The sequence below is a fragment of the Candidatus Venteria ishoeyi genome (assembly GCF_030378065.1).
In the GTDB taxonomy this organism is placed as follows: domain Bacteria; phylum Pseudomonadota; class Gammaproteobacteria; order Beggiatoales; family Beggiatoaceae; genus Venteria; species Venteria ishoeyi.
Map to the genome: position 1 here is coordinate 64,056 of NZ_JAUCGJ010000012.1, position 25,408 is coordinate 89,463.

The 25,408-nt window shown below is 46.8% G+C and carries 16 protein-coding genes; 9 read left to right on the forward strand and 7 right to left on the reverse strand.

Annotated elements, in window-relative coordinates; genetic code table 11:
- Window positions 1-54: 54 nt before the first annotated feature.
- Window positions 55-852: a hypothetical protein gene (locus QUF61_RS05795; RefSeq protein WP_289680909.1), complete on the reverse strand. Its 798-nt coding sequence runs from the start codon at window positions 850-852 to the stop codon at window positions 55-57.
- 244 nt (window positions 853-1,096) lie between these two features.
- Between QUF61_RS05795 and QUF61_RS05800 the strand changes: the two genes are divergently transcribed.
- Entirely contained in the window at window positions 1,097-3,160 is a 2,064-nt protein-coding gene (locus tag QUF61_RS05800) for a hypothetical protein (protein WP_289680910.1), read from the forward strand.
- Window positions 3,161-3,206: 46 nt separating this feature from the next.
- Here the strand turns inward: QUF61_RS05800 and QUF61_RS05805 are convergent, their stop codons facing one another.
- Window positions 3,207-5,201, reverse strand: a complete 1,995-nt coding sequence (locus QUF61_RS05805; RefSeq protein WP_103920512.1) for a response regulator — start codon at window positions 5,199-5,201, stop codon at window positions 3,207-3,209.
- 444 nt (window positions 5,202-5,645) lie between these two features.
- Window positions 5,646-6,344, reverse strand: coding sequence for a 6-phosphogluconolactonase (pgl, locus tag QUF61_RS05810; RefSeq protein WP_289680911.1), 699 nt, complete (start codon window positions 6,342-6,344; stop codon window positions 5,646-5,648).
- A 71-nt stretch (window positions 6,345-6,415) separates the two neighbouring features.
- On the opposite strand from pgl, the gene QUF61_RS05815 reads away from it, so the two are divergent.
- Together QUF61_RS05815 and QUF61_RS05820 are read left to right on the forward strand one after the other, a co-directional pair.
- Complete coding sequence (locus QUF61_RS05815; protein ID WP_289680913.1) at window positions 6,416-7,747, forward strand: thioredoxin family protein; 1,332 nt, start codon at window positions 6,416-6,418, stop codon at window positions 7,745-7,747.
- 231 nt (window positions 7,748-7,978) lie between these two features.
- A complete protein-coding gene (locus QUF61_RS05820; protein ID WP_103920509.1) occupies window positions 7,979-8,635 on the forward strand; it encodes a hypothetical protein in 657 nt (218 codons plus the stop codon).
- 175 nt (window positions 8,636-8,810) lie between these two features.
- Here the strand turns inward: QUF61_RS05820 and QUF61_RS05825 are convergent, their stop codons facing one another.
- From QUF61_RS05825 to QUF61_RS05835, 3 genes are read right to left on the reverse strand one after another with little or no spacing between them, the layout of a single operon-like run.
- Complete coding sequence (locus tag QUF61_RS05825) at window positions 8,811-10,694, reverse strand: FG-GAP repeat protein (protein ID WP_289680925.1); 1,884 nt, start codon at window positions 10,692-10,694, stop codon at window positions 8,811-8,813.
- Window positions 10,695-10,753: 59 nt separating this feature from the next.
- A complete protein-coding gene (locus QUF61_RS05830) occupies window positions 10,754-11,800 on the reverse strand; it encodes a uroporphyrinogen decarboxylase family protein (protein WP_289680915.1) in 1,047 nt (348 codons plus the stop codon).
- Window positions 11,797-12,438, reverse strand: coding sequence for a cobalamin B12-binding domain-containing protein (locus QUF61_RS05835; protein WP_289680916.1), 642 nt, complete (start codon window positions 12,436-12,438; stop codon window positions 11,797-11,799). Before QUF61_RS05835 ends, QUF61_RS05830 begins: the two co-directional genes overlap by 4 nt.
- Before the next feature lie 261 nt (window positions 12,439-12,699).
- On the opposite strand from QUF61_RS05835, the gene QUF61_RS05840 reads away from it, so the two are divergent.
- Together QUF61_RS05840 and QUF61_RS05845 are read left to right on the forward strand one after the other, a co-directional pair.
- On the forward strand, window positions 12,700-13,920 hold the full coding sequence (locus QUF61_RS05840) for an LbtU family siderophore porin (RefSeq protein WP_289680917.1): 1,221 nt from the start codon (window positions 12,700-12,702) through the stop codon (window positions 13,918-13,920).
- A 138-nt stretch (window positions 13,921-14,058) separates the two neighbouring features.
- Complete coding sequence (locus QUF61_RS05845; RefSeq protein WP_289680918.1) at window positions 14,059-19,419, forward strand: Calx-beta domain-containing protein; 5,361 nt, start codon at window positions 14,059-14,061, stop codon at window positions 19,417-19,419.
- Window positions 19,420-19,522: 103 nt separating this feature from the next.
- Here QUF61_RS05845 and QUF61_RS05850 read toward each other — a convergent pair whose 3' ends face one another.
- Window positions 19,523-19,981, reverse strand: a complete 459-nt coding sequence (locus tag QUF61_RS05850; protein ID WP_103920504.1) for a hypothetical protein — start codon at window positions 19,979-19,981, stop codon at window positions 19,523-19,525.
- Window positions 19,982-20,078: 97 nt separating this feature from the next.
- Between QUF61_RS05850 and QUF61_RS05855 the strand changes: the two genes are divergently transcribed.
- From QUF61_RS05855 to QUF61_RS05870, 4 genes are all read left to right on the forward strand, one after another.
- Complete coding sequence (locus QUF61_RS05855) at window positions 20,079-21,920, forward strand: Na/Pi cotransporter family protein (RefSeq protein WP_103920503.1); 1,842 nt, start codon at window positions 20,079-20,081, stop codon at window positions 21,918-21,920.
- Window positions 21,921-22,100: 180 nt separating this feature from the next.
- Window positions 22,101-23,135, forward strand: a complete 1,035-nt coding sequence (gene queA / locus QUF61_RS05860; RefSeq protein ID WP_289680919.1) for a tRNA preQ1(34) S-adenosylmethionine ribosyltransferase-isomerase QueA — start codon at window positions 22,101-22,103, stop codon at window positions 23,133-23,135.
- Between the two features lie 45 nt (window positions 23,136-23,180).
- Entirely contained in the window at window positions 23,181-24,035 is an 855-nt protein-coding gene (locus tag QUF61_RS05865; protein WP_289680920.1) for a DUF3450 domain-containing protein, read from the forward strand.
- On the forward strand, window positions 24,028-25,401 hold the full coding sequence (locus tag QUF61_RS05870) for a MotA/TolQ/ExbB proton channel family protein (RefSeq protein WP_289680921.1): 1,374 nt from the start codon (window positions 24,028-24,030) through the stop codon (window positions 25,399-25,401). The genes QUF61_RS05865 and QUF61_RS05870 overlap by 8 nt, the downstream gene beginning before the upstream one ends.
- Window positions 25,402-25,408 lie beyond the last annotated feature (7 nt).

Consider the following 25,408-nt stretch of genomic DNA (forward strand, 5'->3'; position numbering starts at 1 on the left):
TTCCTGTGTCAATCAATTCTCATAGAGACGTAGCGGTGCTACGTCTCTATGAGATTATGTGCCTTCGCTCAGGAAAGCTTCAAAATCAGCGTCAAAAGCTTTGGCCTGATAGGTTTGATTGCGGCTGGATTCCAGCAAATCTTTGGTCATGCCGATGGGATTATAATCATCCATCATTTTATCACTGCCGGTGAGTACGTCTTGCGTAATCTGGTCAATGCCTGCAATCATGTTGTCCAGCTCTGTGCTGGCTTTTGCCGCTTCTGCAATCATTATACGCGGCCCGATTTCGCTTTTTGCCATTTCAACTTTGCTGCTTTGTGCCAGCATGGCGTATAACTGTGCATTTAAGTGTTGTTTGGTCTGGCGGGCTTTTTCCAGCAGGGTTTCTTTATTTTGCTTTTCGGTGTGCAGCAGCGCCAGTTGGCTTTTGAATGCGTCTATCCCTGGATACATGCGTCCGGCAAATTTAATGACTTCAACCTTTTGGGTTTTATTGGTTTCCACTGCCTGTAAATAGACCTTGCGACCTTCTTTTAAGAACGCGCTGGTTTTTGCCAGTTCTTCATTATGTTGCTGGATATGGGTTTCCAACGGGGTGAGGTTGTTGCGGATATTACGGGTGATACGCTGTAATTTTTCCTGTTGTCCCTGCAAACGTTTTTCCGTGTCGCGTAAATAGGCCACAGGATTGTCCCGTTTGGCTTTTTCTGACCATTGTGTGGGGCTGCCGATATAGGTGGCGGCTTCTGCCAACCAGGCTGGTGCAAAACGATTTGCCAGGGCGTATGCGAGGCTGAGAATCATCAGTAGCAGGGCGATGGCTTGTATCGGTTTCATCATGGCGTTCATGCGTTTTCTCCTGAAAAATAAGGGGGGTTAATAAGCAGTCAGATTGTTTTGACTGTTATAGCAAGCTTGGCAGGGGAAAATTCAGCACTTGTCCAAAATTTTTTCACTATTAAGGTCTGAATAGTTACAGTTGTACTGCTTACCTTGAAAGGATAGAAGTGATTTTCTATACATTGATATCCTAAATACCGAGTGATAGACTCACTGACTTAAGATTTTTTCAAGGTAAATAAGGAAAATAATTATGATAAAGCTTATCTATACAAAAATTTTTTATGTGGCGGCGCTTTTTTTATTAGCCAATAGCGCCTTCGCTTCTCCGGTTATTCTCAATATGGATACCCATCCTCAAGACCGGGGCTGGGTAACGTCTTGTTATAACACTGGCAGTTCTTCATTGGATAACGGCATCCTCAAAATTGACAGTGATACTTGTTATTCCTTTCGACCCCAGCTAGAGACGACTGAATACAGTGATACCGGCTGGGTAGTAAAAACCAGGATGCGGATAGCTGATTCTCAAATTCTCCAATATGATGAGCTGTCTTCAAACAACCAGACTTTGGTGGATGCTAATGGTAACCCCTTTTCCAACAATACATTTATAGACCCTGAAGATTTAGTGCTGGCTCATATTGAATTAAGCGATGATATTCGCTATGCCAAACTTTCTTTTTATGCCGATAGAGTCAAGCTGAATGGTTATTACCAGGAAATCAAACTGGATATGAGCCAGTTTCATGAGTTCCGTCTTGTGGGTGATTTAACGAGTATCCGTCTTTATGTTGATGGCGCATTAGCGATCAATTGGCGGGATGTTGTTAATTATGGCAATCAAGAACGTTTTTATTTAAATATGAGGCACCTCTCTTTCGGCATCGATAATAGAAATTATTCCAGCTATATTAATGAAATCAGCTATCCCGGTGTACGTTCAGTGACAGAATGGGATTCTTTTGAATATGACTTAAGCGCGCCAATGACGGGGGATGACATTCAAGATGAAGGAATGTATGTTCAGTACATGCCGGAAGGTTATATCGGTGAGGGGATTTTAGAGTTTGTTGGGGTATTAAACAGTTCAGCTCAAACAGCCGCAGGGGAGTATCAGGTTTATTACAGCGATGGCAGCAGTCAGATATTTCCAGTGTCTTTTCCGCCCTATCAACGCAGCAGCCTGGATATCAGAGGGCTGGGCGTTAAGCAGGATACACGTTTTGCATCGGTGCTTAAAACGGATCGCCGGACGACTGCAACGCTAATCCATTATGAACAGGGTAAGGCTTTAGGTGCTAATTTTACGACTGCAACCAACACGCGCTGGGGAATAGCGGAAGGGTTTGCCAGTCTGCATACTGAAGATTATTTAAATCTGTTTAATCCTGGTGATGAAATGGTCGAGGTTGAAGTAAAAATTCATCCTGAGCATCGCTTACGCAATGATTTAGTGCTGAGAGTACATAGTAAAAGCCGCGCTACCCTGCCTGTTCATGAATTTTTTAAAGAAGAGTCGCTGCCTTTTCCCTATGGCATTACGGTGAAATCTACAGGGCCTGTCGTTGCTGCCTTATCCCGGCATGATGCGGGTTTTGGTGATGGGATGTTATTTATGGCAACCCCAGGTATGGGCGAAACTTCCGGTTATGTTGCTGAAGGTTTGGCAACTAAAAATAATTATGAATATTTTGATGTGCTTAATCTTAATACCTTCCCTATTAATCTTGAATTGAGCATTCATTATATTGATGGCATATCACAAACCACAAAGCATTATATTTCCGGTTATAATCAATGGACAGGTATTACGCTGACTGATAATAATATCGTGACGCGACCTGATATTGCTTATGCTGTCGAGTATCAAGCAACGGCTTATTATAACCATAATCTAAATGCCCCGGTTATCGCTAACTTTATTCATGCGCAGGCAGGCCGCATGGAAGGGGTGCGCTTCCAGCAGGATTCACATCGCTATTGGGAATTTGCCGAGGGGTTTCGCAGTGCAAATCAAGCAACCGTGCAAGAGCATTTAGCGATATTCAATCCCTCTAATGAAGCAGCCGATGGCACCATAACCTTTTATTATGATGATGGTCTTAACCCAACAGTCATACCGTTTAAGGTTTCTTCATACGGTAAGGCTTCTTTTGCCCTCCATAAGTTGACAGAACTGCGTCAAGCGCATTCCTGGGGCGGCATTTCTTATGGCATTCACATTAATTCCAATGTCGGCGTTATTGCACATTTCAGCCATCAGGATAAAAATCTGGGTGGTGGTTTTGCCTTAAATGGCACCGGATGGGATTAATCTGCAAGCGAGATCGGGGTTATCATCCCCGCAATGGCAGCGCGCTTTAGCCTGCCGCTGCCAAAGCACTGCGCACTTCACTCAATAGCCGATCATGGCTGTAAGAACCTTTACGGAACACAGTGGCGGCACTTTCGCTGAGGCGGCATTTATCGTCTTCGGTAAGGTCTTTAGCAGTGAGCACGACCACCGGAATTAATTTCCATGAAGGGTTATTGCGTAAGTTTTCAATTAATTCAAAACCATCCATTTCCGGCATCATTAAATCAGACAGGATTAAATCGGGTTGTTCGTGGCGGATGGCTTCCAGGGCCAAGCGACCATTTTGTGCTTTTTTCACGCGCCAGCCGGTTTTGCTCAGCATACGCTCTAACATATCCAGATGCATGGTATCATCATCCACCACCAGCATCAGCGGTGTATCATTATCACGCGGACGGTATTTATCCAATACCCCGGCTAACTGTTCATGTTCCACCGGTTTCAGCAGATAGCCGGAAGCGCCCAGAGAATAACCCTGATTTTCTTTTTCCAGCATGGATAGCATTAATACCGGCACGTTGATGAGTTGCGGATTATTTTTCAGTGTCGGTAAAATCGACCAGGCATCCATATCCGGCATACCGCTTTCCAAAACAATCATTGAGGGATGAATTGTTTGTGCCAGTTCCAGGCCTTCTTCACTACTTGCGGCAATGCTCACCTGATAACCCAGGTTGTTAATATAATTATGCAACATCCCGCAAGTTTGAGGATCATGATTAATGACCAGCACCATGCCTTTATTGGTATCCGGGTTTTGCGTTGCGACTGAGTTTGTTTGGTGGGGCAGATCAATTTTATGTATACCAATGCTTAGCGGCAGGCGAATGGTAAAAGTTGTGCCGCGCCCAGCCTCACTTTTCACGCTGATTTTGCCTTCCATCAACTCCACAAAGCTTTTGGTGATCACCAGACCCAGTCCGGTACCCCCGTATTCGCGGGTGGTAGAGGTATCTGCCTGGGTGAAGGCATGGAATAATTTACCTAACTGCACCGAAGTCATGCCAATGCCATTGTCCGTTACCACAAAATCAAGCCATTGACCCTCATTATCAGGTGCTTTTACCACGCTGAGTATTATTTTGCCTTGTTCGGTAAATTTGGAAGCATTACTGAGCAGGTTGAAAATTATCTGGCGCACTTTGGTTATATCGCCGTACATTTCCTCCACGTCATCCGCGCACACGACTTCCAGGGTATTATCTTTGTTGTTGATCAATGGTTGGATGGTGTTTGCGGTATCATGCAGTAAATCGGGGATATTAATGCTTTCATTATAAAGTTGTATTTTACCGGCTTCAATTTTGGAAAAGTCCAGCACATCATTAATCAAGCCCAGTAAATGTTTTCCTGCGCTGCGGATTTTATCTAAATCATCTGTTAACTCAGGTACTGCTAAATCTTCGGCATCTTCTTTAAGTATTTCGCTGTAGCCAAGAATGGCATTCATGGGGGTACGTAATTCATGACTCATGTTGGCTATGAAACGGCTTTTGGCGACATTCGATTCTTCTGCGGTTTGTTTGGCTTCCTGTAGCGCATTGACCACAGTTTCCAAAGTTTGATTATGTTTTTGCAGCACTTGGTTTTTTTCTTCAAGTTCAGTGCGTAGCTTATATAATTCCAAATGGGTGTTGACCCGTGCCAGCACTTCCTCTTGTTGAAAAGGCTTAATAATATAATCCGCCGCGCCCAGTTCAAAGCCTTTAACCTTGTCTACGGTCTCTGTCAAAGCACTCATAAAGATAACAGGGATGTAGCGACTATGTTCCTGCTCTTTAAGTATACGGCAGGTTTCAAAACCATCCATTTCCGGCATCATAATATCCAGCAAAATCAGGTCAGGATGCATGAGTTCCACCCGTTGCAAGGCTTTTTTGCCATTCTTGGCAATCAGTACTTTAAACCCCTGTTCTCCCAAAAAAGTGTGTAATACACTCAGGTTATTAGGGTTATCATCGACAACCAGCAAAGTATTCTGTTTATTTTTTGCATTCATGCTGTTTTTTCCTTATTTGCCCCGGTTAAGAGTGCCCTCATTGTGGATTTCTTGTGAAATTCGCTAAAATACGTGGAATGGATTAACTTTAGGTTATTTTCTATATTTTCCGCGTATTCTGCGGCAAAAAATAATTGGGGTTTGAATAGTTACGATTAAGGAGTGAGGATAAATAAATACAGAAACTGGGCGCAGGATTTTTATTTATTTTCAAGGCGTGAAAACAGGCGCATAGCAAGCTATGTAACTGTTTTCACAACGCAGAAAATGGAGAAAAATACCAGCCAGGTTGCTGAAGTTATAAAATTCTCGCTCCTAAGAGTCATATTGTATCAATACCAGGGCTAATGCCAGTTGATGCTTTCTTGGATAATAGCTTATTCCATTAAGAATTTCTTCTTATTTGCCTGAACTGCATTCCACATGCCATTTTAGAAAAAATTATTATTTAGGAATGCTCAATGCCGCTTGGTCAATATAAACTGCTGTCTCCTTTTCTGAACAGATACGACTGATGGGTAAATCCTTCCCATTTTTCCAGGCTTTCACGGCATTTTGTTTGCTTTCTCCGGTGATTAAAAATAAAACCTGTCGGGTTGAAGATAAAGCGGCAACACTGAGGCTGACGCGCTCGGCAGGTGGTTTAGGTGCGTTATATACGGCATGAGTCCAATGTGGCGCGGGTAGGTATTGGTGATCGGGAAATAAGCTGGCGGTATGACCGTCTTCCCCTATGCCTAGTAAGGCCAAATCAAAAGGTAAAACCGGCACGATAAGTTGGCTGTATTGTCGTGCGGCAGTTTCCGGTTCTCGTTCAGCAGGTATTATGTGGTGTTGTTGCGCTGGAATTGCCACATGATCCAACCAGGCGGTTTGCACCATCTGGCTGTTGCGCTCAGCATGTCCGACAGGCAGACAGCGTTCATCACCATAATAGAGATGCCAATATTGCCAATCGGCTTGGGCTTGGCTCAGGTAGCGATAACAGGCTTCCGGGGTGCGTCCTCCGGCTAATACCAGGTGAAAAGCACCACGCGCTGCAATGGCTTGTCGGGCTGCGGTCAGAATTTTTTGGCAGGCTTGTTGCGCAACGGTGTTGGCATCTGGAAAAATATGCCAATGTAAGGATTGTAGGTTGGACATCGCTTAATATTATCCGTGGCAATTAAAAAAGAGTGCAACAGCTTATGAAAATATCGACAACAACGTCAAATATGACAAAAAATAGTTATCGCTTTGTGCTGTGTCTGGTTTTGTTCTGGTTTTTTTTAAGCCATGCACTTGCCGAACAGCTATTTGAGTCTACTCCGACAGCAGAAGCGCCGCAATGGATTATCAAAGACAAGCAAGGGCAGATCAAAATTCCTTTGTATTTTTTCTGGAGCGCACATTGCCCACATTGCCGTGAAGCCCGACCTTTTGTTGAAACCAGGCTGGCACAGCGTTATTCCTGGTTACAGGTATATTCTTATAACTTAGTGGAGGATTTTGATGCTTTGCGCCGTTATCAGAATATGGCGGCTTTGTTTGCTGATGATGCGCAATCCGTACCGGCATTTATTTTTTGTGGTGAGTTGCATGTTGGTTATGATGATAAGCAACATGCAGGTCTTGTGCTGGAGCAGGCTTTACAGGCTTGTTATGAATCCGCACAGGCGGACCTGGGTAAACCTGAACGTGCCATGTCCCCCCAAAAACAGGCAACAAGCCTGGTTGAAATACCCAAAACTCTGCCTTTGCTGGGCGAGGTCAGCGTTGGGCATTTGTCCTTGCCCTTGTATACCCTGGTCATTGCCGGACTGGATGCCTTTAATCCCTGTGCTTTTTTTGTTTTATTATTTTTATTGAGTTTGTTGGTTCATGCCCGTAGCCGCACGCGTATGTTGTGGATTGGGGGTTTGTTTGTGTTGTGTTCCGGGCTGATTTATTTTTTGTTTATGGTGGCTTGGCTGAATGTGTTTATGTTGGCGGGACAATGGCGTTTAATTACCCTGGTTGCCGGGGGCATTGCCACGATTTTTGCGCTGATTAATATTAAAGATTTTTTTTATTTTCGCCAGGGTGTGTCCTTATCCATTGCCGACAGCGCCAAGCCCGGATTGTTTCAGCGTATGCGCGCTTTGCTGGGGGCGGAGAATCTGTTTTCCCTGACACTTGCGACCATCACGCTGGCGGTGATTGCCAATAGTTATGAATTGTTGTGCACGGCAGGTTTTCCGATGGTTTACACCCGCGTGTTAACCCTGCAAGCACTGCCAGTGAGCCAATATTACCTGTATCTGGTTTTGTACAATGTGATTTATATGATCCCTTTGCTGCTCATTGTGCTGGTTTTCACCTTTAGCGTCAGTGGACGTAAATTACAAACGGGTGAAGGGCGTTTTCTGAAGCTGTTATCCGGTTTGATGATGCTGGGTCTGGGGTTGATGTTATTGCTGGCCCCGGAGCAACTGGGTCATCTCTGGGTGCCGTTGTTGATTTTGGGTTTGGCGCTATTACTCAGTCTGTTGTTACGCTATTGGACTAAACTTAAGATTGAAACTTGAAACTTGAATTTTGTTTTAATTTTTCTCAGGAGTGAGGATGAAATAAATGCAGAAACTGGGCGCAGGATTTTTATTCATTTTCAAGGCGTGAAAACAGGCGCATAGCAAGCTATGTAACTGTTTTCACAACGCAGAAAATGAAGGAAAAGACCAGCCAAGTTGCTGAAGTTATAAAATTCTCACTCCTCAATACGATGCCGTTGCTACAATCAAGTATAAGGAGTTGTCACCATGAACAAGCTGTTACAACCAGGAAACTGGCTGAAAACATTGGCTTTCACAGTCATCTTTTTATTGATAAGTTTTGCTTCGCTGGAAGTGCAACAACAAAGCTATTTTTACAATATTAATTTTCAGTTGTTACAGGATGTTGAGGCGCGGGAAGAGGGCAAAAGACATGCCGGACAGCGCAGAGAACATCGCAGGGAGCAGCGCAGTGAGCGTAGAAAAGGTCATCATCGGCGCAAACATGACCGACATAACCGTCATCACCATGACCGATCCCGTCGCCATCATCGTGGTCATGATGTGCATCGGCATTATGATCGTCCTCGTCATCGCCATTACCGTAAACCACATCGCAATCACTACTATCGGGATCGGCATCACCGCCACGAATATCGTCAACCATTGCGGCCTTATCGAAGTCGGCCTTATCGCGGCTATCGTGATCATTATCCCAGTTATCGCTGGAATTCCACAGATGCCGCTATTGCCGGGGCGGTGATCGGTCTGGCGATTGGCAGTATCGTAGCCACTTTGCCGGATAATTGCTTTAACGTGATTACCCGTGGCATTTCTTATCATAATTGTCGGGGTACTTATTATCGCCCCTATTATGAAAATAATGCGATAATCTATGAAGTGGTGTCCGATCCGACACCGTGATCGCAACGGCAACGAGTCAAGCTTTTATTTGAGGAGCTTAGATTCGTTTTTATGAACGTTAGCGTGAGACGAAAGCGGTTTTTTGCGCGATTAGCACAAAAAGAAGCTTGCATCGAACTCAGTTAAATATAAAAAAACGACGCCCGAAAGCGTCGTTTTTTTATTCCTCAAAGCCTTATTGGGTGGTTGTCAAACTGTTAAGATCCACCTGAAAACGAATGGGATCAACAGATACTGCAACGAGATCGACAGTATATAATATGTCACTGAAACGCAGTTTAGGAATAGTCAAACGTCCCGTGTTACCATCAAAATTACTGGCTTGCGTACTGCTTTCTGTCGTTGCGCCGAAACCGTCCAGAGGCAGTTCAAATATCAATTGAATCGGATCGATTAAATTTATGCGCGCCCAGATGGTCAATGGGCTGCCAGTGACTGTTACCACAGGCATATAAAGTTGGAAAGTCATCGCATCCAGCGTGGCAACAACTTCCTCGACACCACCAGTCTGCTTGTTGGCGGCATCGAACAGCACATGCACCATACCGTTAGATAAAGTCAGGCCGCCACGCGGCGCGCCTAACAAGAGATCGGCCTTACCGTCATTATCCATGTCCGCAATATCCAGGGTATTACCCATTTCCCCACAACACAGAAGCTCAGGTGGTTCCGGCGTATAAATCCCCAGGTCGCCATCGACATCCAGATCATAGTTGGCCTGTAATGTTGTTGCTCCGTAAATAACATGCACCCAGCCATTTGTACCGCTACCGCTGAAAGCATTGGGTGTACCGATAGTTAAATCAGCAATGCCGTCATTATTCAGGTCTTTGGTGGACAACGTGTAACCGGTATAAAAACCAATCCGGCCCGTGCCGTCACTGAGTTTCAGCGTAATATCAGCATCCAGAAACAAATCCAGAGCAGCACCGCGTTCTGCAACATCTTTGACAACGAATGCCCTGCCTATGCCAGTGGTGCCGAGTTGACCAAGACCGGATAAAGGTGCGCCGATAACCAGATCAGTTTTACCGTTATTATCCAGATCACCGGCTGCCAGACTGCCACCGATTTGATCCTTGTTGAGCGCGCCAGAGATTTTGATATCTGCCGCGCTGCTTAAATCAATTGCCCCGGATAAACCGACTTTTCCATACACGACATAGACTTGTCCGGCTTTTTCCAGATTGCCTGCGGCTTCTTCCGTAACCCCGACTGCGATGTCGCTGATGCCATCCGCATTCAAATCTGCAACGGACAATCCGGTGGCGTTATTGCTGAGATTGACGCTCCAGGGATCGGCAAAATCATCAGGGCGCAATGTTGCATCTGCGCCTGTGCTTAAATCAACGGCAGCGGCCCATTTTTGTCCCGCCTGACCAAACACGACATGGAAAACATTATTGATACCATCGGCAACCACCAAATCATCAACTGTGTCGCCATTGACATCACCAGTGGCGAGGTTCAGCACTTCCATAGAGTTCCAGGTGTTAGATATTTCTGCACCATGAGTATGGGTGAATACGCTGTCGGCATGGGTGGGCATTTCCATTTTTGCGCTGAAATCTGTCTTACCGTAGAGTACATACAGGCGCGGTCCTTCATCGTTTTGTCCGAATTTCGGCGCATAAATGACCAGATCGTCAAAACCATCCTGATTAAAATCACCAGCAGTCATGTGCATACCGAGGTTTTCGCCTTCCAGGGTACCGGAAATGACAAAACTTTCTTTTTCATCGGCGGGATTGACCGGGGAGCTTAATGCCTTGAAACTGCTGCCACCGAAAAAAGCCGCAACCTGCCCGGATTCGGAAATGCCGCGAAACGAGACTTCATCCGGGGTACTGACTATGAGATCCATGACTTGATCACCGTTAAGATCCGCAGTGACCAGGCTGCTCGCAAAGTCCGGTGAAAAGGTATTAAAGGGGGATTCCCCCGTCAGCATCAGATCCACAACCCCCTGATCTTTAATATTCAGATCAGTGATTGCCCAAACGCTGCAACTGAGCACCAGTAAACCGGTGCCAATAAGTTTTTGTATGTAAGATTTCATCACTTATTACTCCCGTTATAAAGTCAGCTTATTTATACAAGTTTAATAATAGAGAGATATTAATCAGATTTTAGCGGATAAACACCCCATTCATGTGCGGCTTCAGAAATTGCCATCAGCACCTTATCAGGCACTTGCCAGGGAATTTCCCCGTGATTATCACCCAGCAATAAACCACCACCCGCGCCTGCTTTAAATATTGCTGTTTTAACAATATCTGTGGCCTGCTGCGCGCTCCAGCGGCGCATTTCTATACCATTGAGGTTGCCTAATAAACTAACCTTGCCACGCGCAATCGCTTTTAATGCTGTCATGTCCTCCTGTGAACTAACACCTACGACCGCCGTGCCAGTGCTTGCAATATCCGCCAGCACTGGCAGGCATTTGCCGGATGCCATATGCGTGGCAGTGGGGCCGTTAATTTGCGCAATTGTGCGTTTGGCAATTTGATAACCCGTTTGTAGATATTGCTCACGGGTGACAATGGTGGAAGAAGATATGGGATCAAAATAACAAATCGCTGTTGCCCCTGCCGCTAATTGTGCATTCGACCATTTCACGCAAAAGGCTTCATTCACCGCTATCAGCTTGTCAAAATGGGTGGGGTCTTCCAGCATCAGATTAAAATAACGCTCAAAACCCAGTTGCATCACCGGCAATGAAAACGGTGATATGGCAACACCAATAATCGGCATCCGCTCTGCCACTTCTGCTTTCATTAAACGCAAAGCCTGCAAAATGCGTTGCAATACCGGCACTTCCTCAGGTTCTGGCACGCTGAGTCTGGCGATATCTTGTGCTGTGCGAATGGGCGGTGCATCAGCATTGGGCGGCCCGTCGAGGAAAAACAGGGTGCCGCCACCAAAAGCCTCTAATTCTGCTGAGGCATAGAAAAAACCATACAGACTATCGTGTTGATAACGTGCCTGCATATCCAGTTGCGCCTTAGCCACACGTTCTGGAGCGGTAAAATAGTCTTCGATAGAGGTATTGGCAAACTTGGCCCCGGTAAGACTGAACAATAAAAACAACGGTACCCGATCCGGTTCCTGGTGTCCCAGTGCTGTCAGGGTGCGTTGCATTGAAGTCATTTCCTGAGATTTCATGAGACCTTCCCCTTGATGATTTCCATAAACAGTGGCAATAAGTCTTCCGCACCACTGGCAGTGGCATCTGCCCCCACTTCCTGCCATAACTGGCTATCAAATCGAAACGGCGCGCCGCCGACAATCAGATACACTTCCAGGCCACGTTGTTGCAACTGCTCGCGCACATAAGTAATGCGCAACGCACTGCGTAACATCAAAGTGGAAATTAACAATACCTCAATTTTATCTACTTCCACCTGCTCGATTAAAGCATCCGCATCCAGGTGTCCTAAATCAATAATATCGTAACCTGTTGCACGCAGGATGGAATGAATAATGCGTTTCCCCAGAAAATGATAATCCTCCAGCACCACAATACCGATATTTGGCTGTGGATTGCGTAAGCGCCCCGGTGGTGCCAATACACTATCAACCAGTTCTTCACAGATTCTGGCGCTCATATACACCTGGGATAAGGCCACATTACCGGCTTCCCAGTCATTACCAATATTTTCCATTGCCGGAACCACCACCCCTTCAACAACATCCAGAATAGGTTGAGCGGTTAATTCAGTCAGAATATCTTCTGCCTGCAAGCGATCAGTCGCCAGCAAAGCGGCTTTCATCTCATCAGCAATACGTATGTAATCCGGCATGGGGTAAGCCCTCAATTGATATTTAAAATAAGATACTTTTGGTAAATTTTTTGCATCTTATTCTACTTTTACTCATAACCGTTTCCTATAGTGTCTAAGGCGTCAACTATAAGTAATTGGTGTTGCCTAATATCAGTCAATTATAGTTCACAAATAGGGTTTTTCCCATTATTGACACTGTAAACGATAATCGTTATCATTATCATCCACACTCATAAGGTTTGTTATTACTCAGAAAATTGGAAAAAAATGAATCATAAAATGATAATACTGATACTGCTGGCGACCCTATCAGGAACGGGTCTTGTTCAAGCCGATATGGGCATGGCTAAGCAGATGCAAGATATGGAACAACGATTACAGTACCTGGAACGGCAGCTACAAAGCCAGGATACACTCATTCAGCGCAAGCAAGACCAAATTATAGCACTTGAAAAATTGCTTGCAGCCCCTCCTGTTGTAGCAAATGCAACAACAGAGCCAAACGAAGCCACTAATGACTGGCACAAGGCTATTACAATCAGTGGTTTAGTTGAAGTAGAAGCCACCCGCACCAGTAATGCGGATATTAATGATACCAATAATAACAACGCAGCCAGTGACTTGGTATTGGCGACTGTTGAGTTGGGCCTTAATGCGCAGATTACAGACTGGGTGAATGCAAACATTGTCCTGCTTTATGAAGAAGATCAAACTGGATTGGATGTGGATGCTGCCACTATCACGCTTGGCAAGCTGGAGCACAATCCATTTTATTTCACCGCAGGCCGCACTGCTTTACCCTTTGGCAGATTTGAAACCCACATGGTTTCTGATCCATTCACTTTGGAAATAGGGGAAACCTTTGAAACCGTTGCGCTGGCAGGTTTTGAATACCAGGGGTTTTATGCGAGTGCTTATGTCTTTAACGGTGATATCAAAACGCTTGCAGAGACTCAAAGCGGGACTAAGCGCATTGATAATGCAGGCTTTAATCTGGGGTATGCCTGGGAAACAAAAATCCAAGGTCTCGATATTGGTTTGAGTTATCTCAATGATTTGGCTGAATCTGACAGTATCAGTGAGCATCTGAATGGTCACAATACCCAAGATGAAATTGCTGCCTACGGCCTTCATGCCACTTACCGTCACGGCCCTTTCAATATTATTGGCGAATACTTAGCCGCAGCGGATCGCTTTGCGCTGGCTGAGCTTGATTTTAAATCAACGGGTGCTCAACCCAAAGCCTGGAACCTGGAAGCCGCTTACGAGCTTCCATTAATGAGCAAAGACCATACCCTGGCTATCGCTTATCAAGTAACAGAAGAGGCGCTGGCCTTAGCACTGCCTGAAAAACGTTTATTATTAGGCTGGTCACTGCTGATGCTGGAAAACACCCGTTTGAATCTTGAGTTTGCTTATGAGCAAGCCTATGAGGTCGCTGATGGTGGTAGTGGGCAGGATGCCAAGAGTCTGGCGGTGCAGTTGGCGGTTGAGTTTTAATCGTTTAAGGCTTCAATATTATCGTTTTTTCTGCATTGTTTAAATGCTCGATACTATACTTTTAAATAGAGATTTTTAGAAATACTTAGACTGTATTTCAATAACTGTATTTCAATAAAAGTATGGGGAGGGCATCTCATGTTTGCTTATCTCAAATCTGTTTTACCGATATGGCTGCCCCATTTTAAGCTGAGATTTTGTGCTTGTTTATTCGCTGCATTATGCTTGCTGATTTGGAGTAGCAGCGTGGCACAAGCTGCGGCAGGCAGTATCCAGTTTGTTTCAGGCAGTTATTCGGTTAATGAAGACAACGGTTCGGTGACAATCAGTGTCAGCCGTGCCAGCGGCAGCGATGGCGCTGTCAGCGTGCCTTATGTCAAAGCTGTTGGCGGCAGTGCGACTGCCGGTAGTGATTTCAGTGCGGTCAGCGGCACTTTGAATTGGGCTGATGGCGATAGCGGCAATAAAAGTTTTCAGGTGCCGATCAGCAATGATAGCTTAGATGAAAGCAATGAAACCTTTGCTTACGGCTTCGCTGCTTCACCTTCTGGCGGCGCTTCGCTGGGAAGCCCGATGATTACACAAATTACCATTATTGATGACGATGAGCCGCCACAAGAACATGGTGTTTTACAATATCTCCAGAGCAGTTACAGCATTAACGAAAACGCAGCTTATGTCATCCTCGGCGTTATGCGCACTAACGGCAGTGATGGCGCAGTCAGTGTGCCTTATATTAAAGCCGTTGGTGGCAGCGCAACGGCTGGCAGTGACTTTACCGCAGTCAGCGGCACTTTGAATTGGGCTGATGGCGACAGCAGCACAAAAACATTCCAGGTACCGATTATTAACGATAGCTTAGAGGAAAGTAATGAAAACTTTGCTTATGGCTTTGCTGATTTTCCTTCTGGTGGTGCAACGCAGGGGGCAACCGCAATAACCAACATTACTATCATTGATGACGATGAGCCACCACCAGAGCACGGGGTTTTGCAATACTTCCAGAGCAGTTACACGGTGAATGAAAGCGCCGGTAGCGTCACCCTCAGCGTCACCCGCACAAATGGCAGTGATGGCGCAGTCAGCGTGCCTTATGTCGCGGCAACTGGTGGCGATGCGGATGCAGGCAGCGATTATACCGTCGTCAGTGGCACCTTATCCTGGGCTGATGGCGACAGCAGCAGCAAGAGTTTTCAGGTACCCATCATTAACGACAGTGCGCATGAAGGCAATGAAAGTTTTGCTTATGGCTTTGCTGATTTTCCTTCCGGTGGTGCAACGCAGGGGCCAACTGCAATAACCAGCATTGCCATTATCGATAATGATGATCCGCTGCCGGGTTCGCTGCAATTTACCCAGACAGATTATAGTATCAATGAAGGCGCGGGTGCTTTAAGCATTCAGGTCAGCCGCACGGGGGGCAGCGATAATCAGGTCAGCGTGGGTTATCAGGCCGCAGTTGGCGGTGCTGCAACGCCTGACGTGGATTATACCGCCGTCAGTGGCAGCTTATCCTGGGCCGATGGTGACAGCAGCAACAAGAGTTTCCAGATCCCCATCACTAATGATGATGATTTTGAAAGCAATGAAAGTTTTGCTTATGCCCTGGTTAATGCAACCGGGGGCGCAGTCATTGGTACGCCTTTAATGGCCCAGATTTTAATTGTTGATAACGATGATGCGGTTGCTGGTAGTCTGCAATTAGGCAGTGCAAGTTACAGTATTATCGAAAATGCCGGTAACGTCTCTATCACGGTATTACGCACGGATGGTGCTGATGGTCAGGCAACGGCAACATTTCGCACCGAGTCGGTATCCGCTACCGCAGGCAGTGATTATACAGCGCTTAATCAGAGCGTGGCCTGGTCACATGGTGACAGTACCAGTAAAACCATCAATGTGCCGGTGCACGATGATAGCCTGGTCGAAGCTAATGAAACCTTTCTGGTCAAACTGGAAAACATTAATGGCGCACAAAATGGCAGCCCTTTGCAAGCCACGGTGACCATTATTGAAAATGATGAGCATCAAGCAGGGTCTTTGCAATTTCAGCAGGCCGTATATCAGGTCTACGAAGCAAGCGGGCAGGCCGTTATCCATGTCGTCCGCGTTAATGGCGCAGATGGCGCGGCGGCGGTATCTTATGCCAGCCGTGATGCTGATGCGGTTGCCAATTCGGATTACACGCCAGCCAGCGGTGCATTAAGCTGGGCTGATGGCGATGCTACGAGCCGCACCATCACCGTGCCTTTACTCAGTGATGGCATTCCCGAAGATTCGGAACATTTCTGGGTGGAACTGAGCAATGTCAGCGGGGCAACACTGGGCAGTCATCGTGAAGCCTATATCGACATCAGCGACAATGATGCACTCACCGATAGTGTGCAATTCACCCAGAACGAAGCCCAGGTGAATGAAAGCACGGGCATCTTGACCTTGACGGTCAGCCGCAGCGGTACTTTCCAGGGTGCGCTCAGCGTGGATTATGAATTAATCGATGGCACTGCCGTGATTACGGAAGATTATGAAGCATTACAAGCCGTGCCATTGCGACTGGAATGGACGGATGGTGATAACACGGATAAAAGTTTCAGTATCACGCTTGCTGATGATGGCGTGGTAGAAGGTGATGAAGATTTCAGTGTGCGTCTGTTGAATCCTCAGCAGGTCTTGTTAGGGGAAAACAATATCGTACAAGTGAGCATACTCGACCATAACCCTGTCAGCACTATCTTGCAGTTTGCACAAGCGAGCTATCAAGTCGGGGAGGGTGATGGTGAAGTGGTCTTGCGGGTCACGCGCAGTGCAGATGATGGTAATTATGATACGGCGGTTGCTGTGGCATACGACATACAGGATGCTGATGCGCTTGCCGGAGAAGATTTTCAGGCAGTTGCCAGTGGTACGCTGAACTGGGTTGCCGGTGACAGTGAACCGCAAAGCATTAGCATCACCCTGATAGATGATGCCATCATTGAAAACTATGAACATTTTCTGGTGAATTTACAAAATCCAGATAATGCAATATTAGGCAGTATCATTTCTGCCTATGTTGATATTCAGGACAATGATGTGCTGGTTTTGGATACGCTACAGTTTGTCCAGAGCAGTTATAGCGTGGATGAAACAACAGAATATTTGGATCTGGCAGTCAGCCGCACCGGCACCGGGGCTGGTGCAGTGGAAGTTTCTTGTAACAGTTTCGATAGTTTCACCGGTTCTGCACAAGTTGATAAGGATTACCTCACCGTTAATACCACACTATTTTGGGCTGATGGGGAAACCGGGACGATAACTATCACTGTACCGATTATCAATGATGACGAAGTTGAAGAAGATGAGCGTTTTACAGTGATGCTCAATAATGTCACTGGCGCAGTTATCGGAGAACCTGGCAGCATACAAGTCACCATTCACAGTGAAGATAGCGCGCCGCAATGGTCAGCCAGCGCCCATCTGTTGCAAAATGCCACGGGGGATATTCTGGAAGTGGTATTACAACCGCAGGCGGAACACTATAACACCCGCAGCAATATTTATATTGCCGCAAGTTATCAGGATAGCTGGGCTTGTGCGCTGCAATTACCGGAAAAAACCGAGTTTGTGCCTTGTGATCCGCTGTTTCCTTTTGTTGAAAAAACCTTACAGGAAAATCTGAGCTTCCAGGTTTCACTGGACGGTTTGGATGCCTTGTATGCCGGTATTCAATTCTGGGTGGGTTATGCCGACAATATTGATGATTTGATGGCAAGCCAGCGTTTTATGCCGGTGTTTGAAATTCCGCCAGTGCCACCGCAGCCGATTACCGCAACAATTCAATATACACCGGAAAGCGGGCGCAGCATTCAGTTTGATGCCAGCGCAAGCACGGGTAATGAGTTGCGCTTTGATTGGGATTTCGGTGATGTGCAGCATTCAACTGAAATCAGTCCGCTGCATGAATATGCCAAAGACGGGCATTATGCCGTTGTATTAACGGTGACGGATTATCACCAACAGCAATCCATAATCGCCGCTTTTGTGGATATTCAAACGCCCCAGCCGCAATCCAGCAGCTTTAATGTCGAAACACAACGGCTGCAAGTCCCCGCAATTCAGGTACCGGGTGCGGGTTTGTTTGAAACCGTCTTGTATTGGGAAGTTGGCAGTATGCCGCCGCGTTTTACGCTGACTATTGGTGAAAGTAAAGCCTTACCACCGGATGCCAAACAAATTCTGAAAGAAATCGCTGTGTATTTGCCGGATAATCACCGGGTTTGGATACCCAGCGTGGATGTACCGGGTCTAGGGATGATCAATCTTGAATTTGAAGAAACCCTGCCCGGTCATTTTGAACTGTTGTCTTATCGCAGCACGGAAGACGCAGTGAGTTTGCTTGATGGACTCAAAGCAGAACTGGAAAAAATACTGTACAACACTTTGCAAAGTAACTTGCAAGGCGTTTACCAAAACGGGCAGAAATATCTGGCATTCATTTCTGGTGGTGTGGGTAAATTTATTGGTATGACGCTGTATATTGATATGGCGGATTATTTCGCGCTCAGCCCGGAAGGTCAGCGTGGCTGGGTTACTTTATGGATTGATGGCGTGGTTGGTATCGGTATCAGTCCGCCGCTTCATTTTGGGTTAGTGCCACTGCAATTTACGCCAACCGAGCAAGACCCGCTGCGCCGTTATACGGCTGCCTTAGCCACCATACCGGCACTGGGCATTACCGGCGTCAGCAGCAGCGACAGTCAAGCGGCGCTGCAATGGGGTAATCCCCGGGAATGGATAAGCAATATCCGTCAGGCTCATATCGCGGAAATCAATGCTTCTGCCAGTTTGTTTGAGTTCGCACACAACTTGCTGCGGCTGGAAATCCGTAAAAGTGTATTGGATGGCCTGCTGCATACGGCATTGTCCAGCGCGGAAGGGCAACTGGATATGGCGGCTCTGAATGAGCAGCTTTATCCCGCGCTCATCAGCCTGATCCATTCTAACCCGGATACGGGTGAAATCGAGATTACCACCCCGGACACCCATCGCTACTTCAGCAGCAGCGACAGCGGGCCGTCCGCAGGTGGTAATCTGGGCATGATTACCCAGGTATACGGTGGCATTGATAATGATTTGGATGGTTATGGCGATTTGCACTATCCGATATTCAGTGAGGTCAGCAATCGTGGCGTTTTGCTGAATGTGGTGATGCAAAACAATGGTGGCAACACCCGCCACTACAGCATTAAGGTGGAAAACATGCCGGAAGGCTGGTTTATCTATCCATATAATGACAGTTTGAAATCTGAGTTGTATCCCAGGCAGATTGATTTGGACGGGGTTAAACCGAAAACCTCTGCCACCGCGCAATGGCTGGTTGGTGCTTATGCCCACGCCCCGCAAACGGCAAGCTTGACGTTTAAGCTGTATCAAAACCGCCAGTGGCCGCGTTCCAACCTGTTACTGGATACATTGGAAAATGTGGAATTACATAAATATACGGGGATTATTGTTCAGTAATACCAATTTCTGCTGAGAAATTGGCAGCAGTATTTCTGTTTCGGGAATGCCTGACAAGGTTTTCCCGAAACATTATGCGTGCCTGGGTTTGTAACCTGAACGTTTATTCAATAATAACCGGCACCGTATCCAATACCGGAAAATCCAATTGCCCCGGTGTGGTCAAACCCACATAAAAAATATAAGCACCGGGAAAATCAGCCAGAGAAAGTTCTGGAAATAAAGGAATAATGCGCTGGCTGATAGCCTGTGACAAATCAAAGTTTGTCCGCAAAGGCGAAGGGATAGGCGCATTGCCCTGTGGATTCCAGGGCTGCAAACCCGAATCCGTGAAAAAATACAAATCCGTACCCAGCAAACCCGCTGAAAAAGCCACGTACACATCATAAGTACCGCTGCCGTTTAATACCAGGTCAGCACCTAATAATTCACCTTGTTCAACCTGGGTATCACTGACAATAACGGCGGCCTGTCCTGCTGCATTGCTGCTGCTAAAATAAACTGAAAATAACAAGCAGATTAAAGCAAGCAGCTTGTTTTTTGATAAAAAATGAATAAACATGATAATAATTCCTGTACTAACCTGAGTTTGGCGTAGCTTCATTTGAAGATACTGATAGCTGCTAATAAAATTCTAGTCTAAAATTGAGCAGAAAAATATGAACTACGGACTCACCGATATTTTCACCCTGTTAGGTGCGCTCAGTCTGTTTCTTTACGGCATGAAAGTGATGAGTGACGCGCTGATGGCCTTGGCTGGAAATCGTATGCGTAATATTTTAGCGACTACCACCTCCAATCGTTTTTTTGCCGTCATCACAGGTTTTATCATCACTGCCATTATTCAATCCTCTTCTGCCACCACCTTAATGGTCATCAGCTTTACCAACGCCGGATTACTCACTTTAACCGAGTCTATCGGCGTGATCATGGGGGCGAATATTGGCACCACCGTCACCGCCTGGTTGATTTCCATACTTGGTTTTAAGGTTAAAATGAGCGCCCTTGCCTTGCCGTTACTGGGGTTTGGTTTTTTATTGAGCTTATCAAAGAAGGCCAATCGTCAGCACTGGGGGTATTTTACGATTGGTTTTTGCCTCCTGTTTATTGGCTTGCAGTTTTTGCAGGATTCCGTGCCTGATATACGCAATAACCCGGAAGCACTGGCTTTCTTATCCGAATATACCAGCAAGGGTTTTTTATCCGTTTTATTATTTTTGTTGTTTGGTACGATTTTAACCCTGGTGGTGCAATCTTCCAGCGCGACCATGGCTTTAACCTTGCTGATGTGTTTTGAAGGCTGGATACCCTTTGATATGGCTGCGGCAATGGTGCTGGGGCAGAATGTCGGTACCACGATTACTGCCAATATTGCCGCGCTGGTGGCTAATTATCAGGCTAAACGCGCCGCCATTGCGCATTTGTTATTTAACCTGCTGGGTGTGATTTGGGGTTTAATCCTGTTTTATCCCATTTTACATGCGATGGAGTGGCTGATGTTGCAAATGGGTGAGGATTCACCGTTTCTCGCCACCGCGACTATCCCTGTGGCTTTATCGCTGTTTCATACCTGTTTTAATATCGCCAATACCCTGATGCTGATTGGCTTTGTTGATTGGATAAGAGAAATTGTTGAAAAAGTGGTACCTGTCGTTGCAGATAAAGCCACCGAAATTGATGAACCGCATTTTCTCAGTGAGTCATCACTAAAATTCCCACAAACAGCCATTAAAGCCTTATTTGATGAGTCCCTGCGTTTATTGGAAACCACTGCATATCAGGCTATTGCACATGGCCTGCATGTACACCGCAAAGATTTGGAATCCGGAAAAAAACTGAAACACATTCTGAAGTCACCCGACACCATTCCACTGGATCTGGATCGGCTTTACGATACTAAAATCAAAACCATTTACAGTTGTATTTTGTCTTATGCCACGCGCCTGCAAAGTCAATTTACCCTGGAGCAAGAAAAAATTGAGATAATTCGTAATATTCTGATTGCCGATAGAATGCTGGTTCAGGTAGTTAAACAAATGAACTCTCTGCATGATAATATTGAACATTATATGGCATCGGATAACCTGAGCATCCGCCGCGAGTATAATATTCTGCGCCGTCATATCTTAAAGATTATTCGCAGCATTCATCATATCGCCACCGCCGAGCAAGCGGAAACTCATATAGAAAAACAGGCACTGCAAAAACTCAAAGCCGAAGAGCTTGATGTATTGCTGAGTGGGCGGCTTGATAAACTGGTATTGGAAGGTGAAATCAGTAATGATATGGCAACTTCATTAATGAATGACAGCGCGGCTGCCTTGCGTATTTCACAAAAACTGGTAGATATTACGACCCTGTTGTATACCCCGGAAGATGCCCTGAGCAAACAGATTGACGAGCACAGTGAGCTGGAAGCGCTTGAACCTGTGGCGGTTGAATCAGCAACACCTGATGAGAAGACACCTAAACAACCACCTGCTGAGCCAGCAGGCGTTTAATGCCAAAATTAGTACATCAGCAACCTTCTATTGTCGGACTTCATACCAAAGACCTGACAGGTTTTTAAAACCTGTCAGATCTGCACTTCCTCCATTAAAATAAGCTTGGTGGTGTACTATCACTTTGCTGTCTATAAGGTAGCGTTCCCAGTAAGCCAGCATTCTGTTAAAATACACGCCATGCAACGGACTGACTTTCATTTTGACTTACCCCCCGAACTTATCGCGCAAACCCCGGCCCAGCAACGCACGGACAGCCGCTTGTTATGCCTGCAACGGCATACGGGTGCGATTTTGGATCAAAACTTTACCGACCTGCCCAACTGGTTGAAAGCCGGTGATTTGCTGGTATTAAACAACACCCGGGTGATTCCGGCGCGTTTGTTTGCTCATAAACCCAGCGGTGGCAAGGTGGAAATCCTGATTGAGCGTTTATTAGGCGAACATCAGGCGCTTGCACATCTGCGCGCCAGTAAATCGCCCAAACCCGGCACTGAAATTATTCTGGATAATACCCAACAACAGGCGCAATCCTTATGGGTTGAGGGCCGTGAAGGGGCTTTATTTAAATTATCCAGCCCTGCTGCCACACCACTGAGCGCCCTGCTCTCAGAATTTGGTCATGTCCCGCTGCCACCGTATATTCAACGCGCTGACCAGCAACAAGATAAAAACCGCTATCAAACCGTTTATGCCAGTTGTGATGGTGCGGTGGCTGCGCCAACAGCGGGTTTGCACTTTGACCAGGCCATGCTGGAACACCTGAGCGCCCAAGGTATTGAGCAGGCTTTTGTCACCTTGCATGTGGGTGCTGGCACCTTTCAACCGGTACGGGCGGATAATCTGGATGAGCATGAAATGCACGCGGAATGGCTGAGCGTGTCCGAAAGGGTGTGCGAACAGGTCAAGGCCACCAAAGCCGCCGGGGGACGGGTGGTGGCAGTGGGCACTACCAGCGTGCGCGCGCTGGAAAGCGCGGCGGCTGATGGCGAACTCAAACCTTTTGAAGGTGATACCCGCTTGTTTATCCAGCCCGGTTATCAATTCCGGGTGGTGGATGCCTTGCTCACCAATTTTCATTTATCGGAATCCACCTTGCTGATGCTGGTCAGTGCTTTTGGCGGCTACCAGGAAGTCATGCAGGCTTATCGTCACGCGGTGGCAGAACAATACCGTTTTTTCAGTTATGGCGATGCGATGTTTTTTTATGAGTAAGCTGAATGATTTTTGCTTAAAAAAAACTGATATCGAACTCAGCTTATGAAACCAATATTTTTTCCACTTTGTGGCCTGATTTTATTCAGTCTTGCCCCGCTGGCACACGCAAATAGCGAAACCCAGGCTCCAGAACAAGTGCTGGATGCCGCTTTGCAAACCCAGCAGGACATACAACAGGCCAACCGTAGCAGCCAGCAGCAGGTCGAGCAACTCGATGATGAAACCCAGGTTTTATTCAATGAATATCAACAAGTCAATGCTGAAATTAAACGCTTAAAAGTCTGGAATCAGCAACTGCAACGCCAACAACTCAGCCAGCAACAAGCTTTTACCGACTTAGCGCAACAGCAACAGCGCATTGCTCAAAACCGTGAGCAACTCTCGCCCATGCTGGAAGAAATGCACGCGGTGTTGACGCAGTTTGTCAGGCTGGACTTACCGTTTTTACCTGAAGAGCGCCAGTTACGCCTGAAAGCTTTGCGTGAATTATTAGATAATAACGACACGCCATTGCCTGAAAAATACCGGCGTATGCTGGAAGCCTGGCAGGTGGAAATGGAATATGGTCGCGCCCTGGAAACCTGGACGGCAACGCTGGCAGACGGTGAGCAGGTGGAACAGCTTAGCCAGTTTTTACGCCTGGGGCGGGTGGCTTTATACCGCCTCAGTCTTGATGGGCAGCAGGCGCACTATTGGGATGCCGCGCGAAAAAACTGGATAGCACTGAATGCACAACAAGCGGACAATATCGACAAAGCGATTCGTATCGCTAAAAAACAAATGCCTGCACAATTATTACGCCTCATTATCCCCCGTCCGATGCCCCCCAGCCCCGCTGCCCCGGAAGACATCGCCAGTGAAAAAATCATCCGCGAAGAAGCTGTCAGTCATGAATAAAAGCATTGTCTTGATAAGTCTCTGTCTGTGCTTTTGGCATGGTGTGATAGCTGCGGAAACCACAGCGCCAGCTATCCAGACCTTGACTGAATTATTAAAAAATGTACGTCAGGCGCAGCAACAGGAAAATCAGGCCAACAGCGAACGCGAAGCCCGATTTTTAGCGCAGCGCGAGCAACAACAACAACTGCTGGAACAAGCCAAAGCCGAGCGTGATGAGCTGCGTCAGCAGGGTGAACAACTGCGTCGCCAACTCACGCAAAAACAGCAACAACTGGCACAGGAGCGCCAGCTTTTTCAACAGGAAAACCAGGATTTACAAGCTGTATTCAGTCAAATCCGACAACTTGCCGCAGAACTGCAAACCCCGTTTAGTGATTCACTGGTTGGCGCGCAATTTCCCAAGCGCAATCAACAACTGCAAGCCTTGCTCGATACTGAACAGGTACCCACATTAGCCGAAATCCGCCAGCTTTGGAACAATCTGCTGGAAGAAATGGTGGAAAACGGTCAGGTCAGGCAATTTGAGGCTCAGGTGATAACGCCCAATGGTGAAGCCCAAACCCAGCAGGTGATTCGTATTGGTCTGTTTACTGCGATTTCAGAACAAGGCCGCTTTTTACGCTATCTGCCGGAAACGGGGCATTTGGTAGAACTGGCGCGGCAACCACCCGCGCGTTTTGGCCTGTTAGCCCACAAATTTGTACAAAATGCACAAAACAGCACAAAACCGGCAGAGATGTGGCTGGATCCCTCGCGCGGCAGTTTGCTGGCGATGGAAGTGCAAAGCCCGGACTGGCAAACCCGGCTCCAGCAGGCGGGGGTGATTGGTTATATTATTTTAGGCGTGGGTGCTTTGGGTTTACTACTGGCTTTGGAGCGTCTGCTGGTATTATTGCTGGAGCGCCAGAAAATGCGCAGGCAACTCAAACAGACTAAGCAGGTACGGGAAAATAACGCTTTGGGTCGGCTGTTAAAAACCTATCAACAACGCACCCACTGGGATACAGAAACCCTGGAATTAAAGCTAGAAGAAACCATTCTTACCGAACTGCCGCGTTTCCGGCGCGGCCTGAACAGCCTCGGCGTACTTGCAGCAATTGCTCCGCTGCTGGGCTTGTTAGGCACAGTCACCGGCATTATCCACACCTTCCAAACCATCACCCTGATGGGCAGTGCCGATCCCCGGCTGATGTCCGGCGGCATCTCCGAAGCCCTGCTCACCACTGCCCTGGGTTTGATTATCGCAATTCCCTTAATGCTGTTGCACAGCCTGCTCAGCAGCGTTTCCAACCAGTTAAGCCATCAACTGGATGAGCAAGGCACGGCGATTGTGGCGCAGAATGCGGAGTTGCAATCTGGATGATTGTTTA

What these genes read in the sequence shown, in the direction of transcription:
- QUF61_RS05795 (WP_289680909.1), bottom strand. Translation starts at nt 852, where the DNA reads ATGAACGCCATGATGAAACCGATACAAGCCATCGCCCTGCTACTGATG.
- QUF61_RS05800 (WP_289680910.1), top strand. Translation starts at nt 1,097, where the DNA reads ATGATAAAGCTTATCTATACAAAAATTTTTTATGTGGCGGCGCTTTTT.
- QUF61_RS05805 (WP_103920512.1), bottom strand. Translation starts at nt 5,201, where the DNA reads ATGAATGCAAAAAATAAACAGAATACTTTGCTGGTTGTCGATGATAAC.
- pgl (WP_289680911.1), bottom strand. Translation starts at nt 6,344, where the DNA reads ATGTCCAACCTACAATCCTTACATTGGCATATTTTTCCAGATGCCAAC.
- QUF61_RS05815 (WP_289680913.1), top strand. Translation starts at nt 6,416, where the DNA reads ATGACAAAAAATAGTTATCGCTTTGTGCTGTGTCTGGTTTTGTTCTGG.
- QUF61_RS05820 (WP_103920509.1), top strand. Translation starts at nt 7,979, where the DNA reads ATGAACAAGCTGTTACAACCAGGAAACTGGCTGAAAACATTGGCTTTC.
- QUF61_RS05825 (WP_289680925.1), bottom strand. Translation starts at nt 10,694, where the DNA reads ATGAAATCTTACATACAAAAACTTATTGGCACCGGTTTACTGGTGCTC.
- QUF61_RS05830 (WP_289680915.1), bottom strand. Translation starts at nt 11,800, where the DNA reads ATGAAATCTCAGGAAATGACTTCAATGCAACGCACCCTGACAGCACTG.
- QUF61_RS05835 (WP_289680916.1), bottom strand. Translation starts at nt 12,438, where the DNA reads ATGCCGGATTACATACGTATTGCTGATGAGATGAAAGCCGCTTTGCTG.
- QUF61_RS05840 (WP_289680917.1), top strand. Translation starts at nt 12,700, where the DNA reads ATGATAATACTGATACTGCTGGCGACCCTATCAGGAACGGGTCTTGTT.
- QUF61_RS05845 (WP_289680918.1), top strand. Translation starts at nt 14,059, where the DNA reads ATGTTTGCTTATCTCAAATCTGTTTTACCGATATGGCTGCCCCATTTT.
- QUF61_RS05850 (WP_103920504.1), bottom strand. Translation starts at nt 19,981, where the DNA reads ATGTTTATTCATTTTTTATCAAAAAACAAGCTGCTTGCTTTAATCTGC.
- QUF61_RS05855 (WP_103920503.1), top strand. Translation starts at nt 20,079, where the DNA reads ATGAACTACGGACTCACCGATATTTTCACCCTGTTAGGTGCGCTCAGT.
- queA (WP_289680919.1), top strand. Translation starts at nt 22,101, where the DNA reads ATGCAACGGACTGACTTTCATTTTGACTTACCCCCCGAACTTATCGCG.
- QUF61_RS05865 (WP_289680920.1), top strand. Translation starts at nt 23,181, where the DNA reads ATGAAACCAATATTTTTTCCACTTTGTGGCCTGATTTTATTCAGTCTT.
- QUF61_RS05870 (WP_289680921.1), top strand. Translation starts at nt 24,028, where the DNA reads ATGAATAAAAGCATTGTCTTGATAAGTCTCTGTCTGTGCTTTTGGCAT.